Annotated in this window: 8 protein-coding genes; 3 read left to right on the top strand and 5 right to left on the bottom strand. The window is 73.5% G+C overall.

Annotated elements, in window-relative coordinates:
- Positions 1–132: 132 nt before the first annotated feature.
- The 3 genes from HGA02_RS10245 to HGA02_RS10255 are packed head-to-tail and all read left to right on the top strand — an operon-like array spanning position 133 to position 2,142.
- Positions 133–1,362 (top strand): Nramp family divalent metal transporter, encoded by a 1,230-nt coding sequence (locus tag HGA02_RS10245; RefSeq protein WP_168678919.1) that lies wholly within the window; start codon positions 133–135, stop codon positions 1,360–1,362.
- The gene (locus HGA02_RS10250; RefSeq protein WP_210728413.1) at positions 1,359–1,799 is read left to right on the top strand and encodes a hypothetical protein; all 441 of its coding nucleotides are present in this window, start codon (positions 1,359–1,361) and stop codon (positions 1,797–1,799) included. Before HGA02_RS10245 ends, HGA02_RS10250 begins: the two co-directional genes overlap by 4 nt.
- Positions 1,786–2,142, top strand: a complete 357-nt coding sequence (locus HGA02_RS10255) for a PRC-barrel domain-containing protein (protein WP_168678920.1) — start codon at positions 1,786–1,788, stop codon at positions 2,140–2,142. Before HGA02_RS10250 ends, HGA02_RS10255 begins: the two co-directional genes overlap by 14 nt.
- 14 nt (positions 2,143–2,156) lie before the next feature.
- On the opposite strand, the gene HGA02_RS10260 is transcribed toward HGA02_RS10255, so the two are convergent.
- The 5 genes from HGA02_RS10260 to HGA02_RS10280 all read right to left on the bottom strand — a co-directional run bounded on the left by HGA02_RS10260 (position 2,157) and on the right by HGA02_RS10280 (position 4,843).
- On the bottom strand, positions 2,157–2,519 hold the full coding sequence (locus HGA02_RS10260; RefSeq protein WP_343035425.1) for a HepT-like ribonuclease domain-containing protein: 363 nt from the start codon (positions 2,517–2,519) through the stop codon (positions 2,157–2,159).
- Positions 2,516–2,971, bottom strand: a complete 456-nt coding sequence (locus HGA02_RS10265; protein WP_343035426.1) for a helix-turn-helix domain-containing protein — start codon at positions 2,969–2,971, stop codon at positions 2,516–2,518. Before HGA02_RS10265 ends, HGA02_RS10260 begins: the two co-directional genes overlap by 4 nt.
- Before the next feature lie 78 nt (positions 2,972–3,049).
- Positions 3,050–3,346: a hypothetical protein gene (locus tag HGA02_RS10270; RefSeq protein WP_168678922.1), complete on the bottom strand. Its 297-nt coding sequence runs from the start codon at positions 3,344–3,346 to the stop codon at positions 3,050–3,052.
- A gap of 35 nt (positions 3,347–3,381) precedes the next feature.
- A complete protein-coding gene (locus HGA02_RS10275) occupies positions 3,382–3,933 on the bottom strand; it encodes a methylated-DNA--[protein]-cysteine S-methyltransferase (RefSeq protein WP_168678923.1) in 552 nt (183 codons plus the stop codon).
- A gap of 85 nt (positions 3,934–4,018) precedes the next feature.
- Positions 4,019–4,843, bottom strand: coding sequence for an ABC transporter permease (locus HGA02_RS10280; RefSeq protein WP_168678924.1), 825 nt, complete (start codon positions 4,841–4,843; stop codon positions 4,019–4,021).
- Positions 4,844–4,951: the final 108 nt, after the last annotated feature.

Raw genomic sequence — 4,951 nt, forward strand, 5'->3', positions numbered from 1 at the left:
CGCCGAGGCCGCGGTCGCGGCGGCGCGCGCGTGGGCGACGGGCGCGGGCGGCTCGGTCGACGAGGTGACCGCCGCGCTCGACGACGCCGCGACGACCGTCGACGACCTGACCACTGCGCTGGAGCAGGCGTCGTGAAGCGTCTGCTCGGCGTCGCGCTCGGCGTGCTCACCGCGATCGGCGGCTTCCTCGACATCGGCGACCTCGTGACGAACGCGGTCGTGGGGTCGCGGTTCGGGCTCAACCTCGCGTGGGTCGTCGTCGTCGGCGTGGTCGGGATCTGCCTGTTCGCGCAGATGTCCGGCCGGGTCGCCGCGGTGTCCGAGCGCGCGACGTTCGAGATCATCCGCGAGCGCCTTGGCCCCCGCACGGCCGGCGCGAACCTCGTCGCGTCGTTCCTCATCAACCTCCTCACGCTCACCGCGGAGGTCGGCGGCATCGCGCTCGCGCTGCAGCTCGCGTCGAGCGTCGAGCCGCGGCTGTGGATCCCGGTCGCGGCGCTCGCCGTGTGGCTCGTCATCTGGCGCACGAAGTTCTCGGTCCTGGAGAACGTCACCGGCCTGCTCGGGCTCACGCTCGTCGTGTTCGCCGTCGCGCTGTTCCTGCTCGGCCCGGACTGGTCCGAGCTCGCCGACCAGGCGCTGTCCCCCACCGTGCCGGGCGACGAGGGGCCGGCGTCGTACTGGTACTACGCGATCGCGCTGTTCGGCGCCGCGATGACGCCGTACGAGGTGTTCTTCTTCTCGTCCGGCGCGCGCGAGGAGCGGTGGACCGTCAAGGACGTCGCGCAGTCGCGCGTCAACGTGTTCGTCGGCTTCCCGTTCGGCGGTGTCCTGTCGATCGCGATCGCCGCGTGCGCCGCGGTGGTGTTCCTGCCGCGCTCGATCGAGGTGTCGTCGCTGTCGCAGATCGTGCTGCCCGTCGCGCTCGCGGGCGGCAAGCTCGCGCTCGCCGTCGTCCTCGTCGGGATCGTCGCCGCGACGTTCGGCGCCGCGCTCGAGACGGGCCTGTCGTCGGGCTACACGCTCGCGCAGTACTTCGGGTGGTCGTGGGGCAAGTACCGGCGCCCGGCGCGGGCCGCGCGTTTCCACCTGTCGATGATCATCGCCCTGCTGATCGCCGTCCTCGTGCTCATGACGAGCGTCGACCCCATCCGCGTGACCGAGCTCTCCGTCGTGTTCTCGGCCGTCGCGCTGCCGCTCACGTACCTGCCGATCCTGCTCGTCGCGAACGACCCCGAGTACATGGGGAAGCACGTCAACGGGCGTGCCACGAACGCGCTCGCGCTCGTGTACCTCGTCATCATCCTCGTCGCGTCCCTCGCGGCGATCCCGCTGCTGATCGCCACCGGAGGCGGGTCATGAGCCCACGCGTGCGCCGCTCGGCGCTCCCCCACGACCCGTCCGAGCCGCTCCCGGTGGGCCCGCGCCCCGCCGGACGGGTCCTCGACGCCCGCCTGCACCTGCTCGACCGGCAGACGCTCGACGTCGACGACCTCCAGGTCGCGACCGTCGACGACCTCGAGCTCGCCCCGCCCGCCGGCACGTCCGGCCCGCTCACGGGCGACGTCCCGGTCCACGTCGTCGCGCTCCTGTCCGGACCGGTCCTCGCGACCCGGGTCTTCGGCGGCCGACCGCCCGCGTCCCGGCTGCACCGCATCCTCTGGCGGCACGTCACCGACGTCGGCACGACGGTCCGGCTCGGCGTGCGCGGCGAGGACCTCGACGTCCTGTGGGTCGAGCGGTGGGTCCGCGACCACGTCGTCGGACGCATCCCGGGAGGCCGCCATGATCCTGAGTGACCTGCTCGACACGCCCGTCCGCAGCCCGTCGGGCGACCCGCTCGGCTACGTCGTCGACGTCCGGCTCGTGCTCGACGGCCCGCTCGACGGCGGTCTGCTCGTGCAGCCGCGCGTGCACGGGCTGATCGTCAGCCCGCGCACCGGCTCGTCGTTCCTCGGCTACGAGCGTTCGGACGTCCGCTCGCCGGCGGTCCTCGCCCGCTGGCTGCGGTGGCGGCACCGCGGCACGTTCCTCGTGCACTGGGAGCACGTCGCGACCGCCGACGCCGACGCCGTCGTCCTCGCCGACGGCTACCGCCGCTGGTCCCCCGCCTTCCCGGAGGGCGCGCACCGCCGCTCCTGACGGCTGACCCGCGTTCAGTCCGCGAGGCCCAGGTCGTCGAGCAGCGCGGGGATCCGCGTCCGCAGCGTCTCCCACACGAACTCGTCGTTCACCTTGTCGTCGTGAGGCGCGACGAGGTTGCGCATGCGCTGGACCTTGACCCACTCGACGTCCGGGTGCTCGGCCTTGAACTCTGCCGGGAGCTTCTCGACGACGGTCGCGACCTCGACGATCTGCTCGCGACCCGCAGCGCGCAGGATCTGCCCGTCGATGCCGTCGTCGAGGTAGGCGTCGCGCCCCTTGCCGACGATCGCCGCCACGAGGCGCCCGATCCGAGCGAGGTCGGCCAGCCGGTGCGCGACGCGATCGTCGGCGGGCGCGCGGTCGACGCCGCTCACAGCGGGACGGCCTCGCGACGGGCACGGTCCATGACCGGCCCGGTGCCCCTGCCGGAGATGACGTCGACGTGGACGCCCGTGATCTGCTCCAGCTCGTCGACGAGATCCATGACGTCGATCAGGTCGGTCTCCAGCGGGAACGAGATCATGAGGTCGAGGTCCGAACCTGGGACGTCCTCGCCCCGCGCGACCGAGCCGAAGACCTGCGGGTCCGTCCCCCGGTGCCGGGCGATCGCCGCTTCGACCGCGCTGCGGTGCGTGCGGAGCGCCTCGGAGGGTCGGACGTCCAGCGCCCGCGTGAGCGCTGCCCGGACTGCCGTCGACGGACGACGACGTCCCGTCTCGATCGCGGCGATCGTCGGCTGGTGAACCCCCGACGTCGCGGCCAGGTCCCGCTGGCTCATCCCTCGTCGTTCGCGCCTCTCACGGAGCCGCCCACCGAAGTCGTCCACGGAGACGACGATAACGTGCGCGCTATCACCGGTCGACGCCGGAAACGCTCGGACACGCCTCAGGCGGTCGCCGAGCGGTCAGTCGAGGCCGCGATGCTCGGCCCACCGGGCCGCGGCGCGGTCGGCGGCTGCGGCGACGAGGTCGCGGAGCTCCGGGCGGTCCGGGACACGGAAGGAGACGTACGCGCCGCGACCGCCCGCGACAGGCCGGCCGTACGCCTTGGCGGCGAGCGTGCCGTCCGGGAGCAGGCGCACGTTGAGGGTCTGGAGGCGGAACTCCTCGCCGCGGCGCTCGTCGGTCCACTGCAGGTGCGCGGGGATCGTGACGTTGATGGCGAGGGCGCTGACGACGACGTCGTCGTCCGGTGCGGTCATGCCGCCATCCTCGCGCGCCCGGCTGGGCCGGGGCGTCAGAACAGCGTCGCGTCGGCCGCGACCGGCGGGCGCTCGAGGTCGAGCAGGAACCGCTTGCGCTCGACGCCCGCGGCGAAGCCCGTGAGCGTGCCGTTCGCGCCGATCACGCGGTGGCACGGGACGACGACGGCGATGCGGTTGGCGCCGTTCGCGGCGCCGACGGCCCGGGACGAGGTGCGCGGGTCGTAGCCGATGTCGGCGGCGAGCTCGCCGTAGGACCACGTCTGGCCGTACGGGATGCGGAGCAGCCCCTCCCAGACGCGCACCTGGAACGCCGAGCCCTGGAGCGCGACGTCGAGGTCGAACTCGTGGCGCTCGCCCGCGAGGTACTCGGTGAGCTGCTCGCGGGCGGCGGTGAGGGCGGTGTCGTCGCGGTCGCCGTGCGCACCGGACGCGGTCACGTTGCGCTCGCGCGTCGACGGCAGCAGCAGCCCGGTGAGCACCTCGCCGACGCCGATCAGCGTCACCGGCCCCATGCCGGACTCGACGACCGTGTGCACCGTCGGCCCGTCCGGCCGCTCGACCACCCGCACACCCATGCCGCTCATCCTGCCCGCTCCCTCCGACACCCCGACGCGCGACCGCCGCGCGCCCTCCTGACGGGAAGACGCGCGGCGGCCGCGGCGCGTGAGGTCAGTCCGTCGAGCGGACGATGGTGCGCACCCCGACGACGAGGCCGACCGCGGCTGTGGCGAGCGCCGCGAGCCAGCCCCACCCGACGGCCGTCGCCGACAGGTCGCCCGCGAACAGCGCACGCTCGGCGTCGACGACCCACCGCAGCGGGTTCACGGTCGACGCGGCCCGCATCCACGCCGGGCCCGTCTCGAGCGGCAGGAGCATCCCGGACAGGATGAGGAGCGGGAACAGGACCGTCTGCTGCACGGCCCAGAACATCCACTCCTGCTTGCGGACGGCGATCGCGAGCGCGTACGACAGCGAGCCGATGCCGATGCCGAGGACGGCGAGCATGAGGATCCCGACGACGCCCCCGACGGGGTCGGCGCGGAAGCCGAACGGCAGCATCACGAGGACGACGATCACGGCCTGCGCGGTGAGCGGCACCATCTCCTTGAGGGAGCGGCCGACGAGCTGCGACGAGCGGGACAGCGGGGTGACGAGCATCCGCTCGTGCGCGCCCGTCTGCATCTCGTACTGCAGGTTCGCGCCGGTCGTCGACGTGCCGAACAGGGTCGTCATCACGAGGATCGCGGGCACGAACCACTGCCACACGTCCGCGCCGGACAGCCCCTGCTCCCCGACGGACCCGACGAGCAGCGGGCCGAACAGCCCGAGGAAGACGAGCGGCTGCACAAGGCCGAAGACGACCGAGAACGGCTCGCGGACCACGGGCCGCAGCTCGCGCGTCATGACGAGCCAGACGTCGGAGAACCACGAGCGCCGGGCGGACGGTGCGGTGGTCGGCGTGGTGACGGGCGGGGTGAGCGTGGCGGTGCTCATGCGGCGTCCTTCCGGGTCTGCGGGTCGGTGGCGGTCGGGCCGGCGGCCGGGCCGGCGGCCGGGTCGTCGCCGGTGGCAGCACCCTCGCGACAGGACTCGACGCACTCG

Source organism: Cellulomonas septica (genome assembly GCF_012396155.1).
In the GTDB taxonomy this organism is placed as follows: Bacteria; Actinomycetota; Actinomycetes; order Actinomycetales; family Cellulomonadaceae; genus Cellulomonas; species Cellulomonas septica.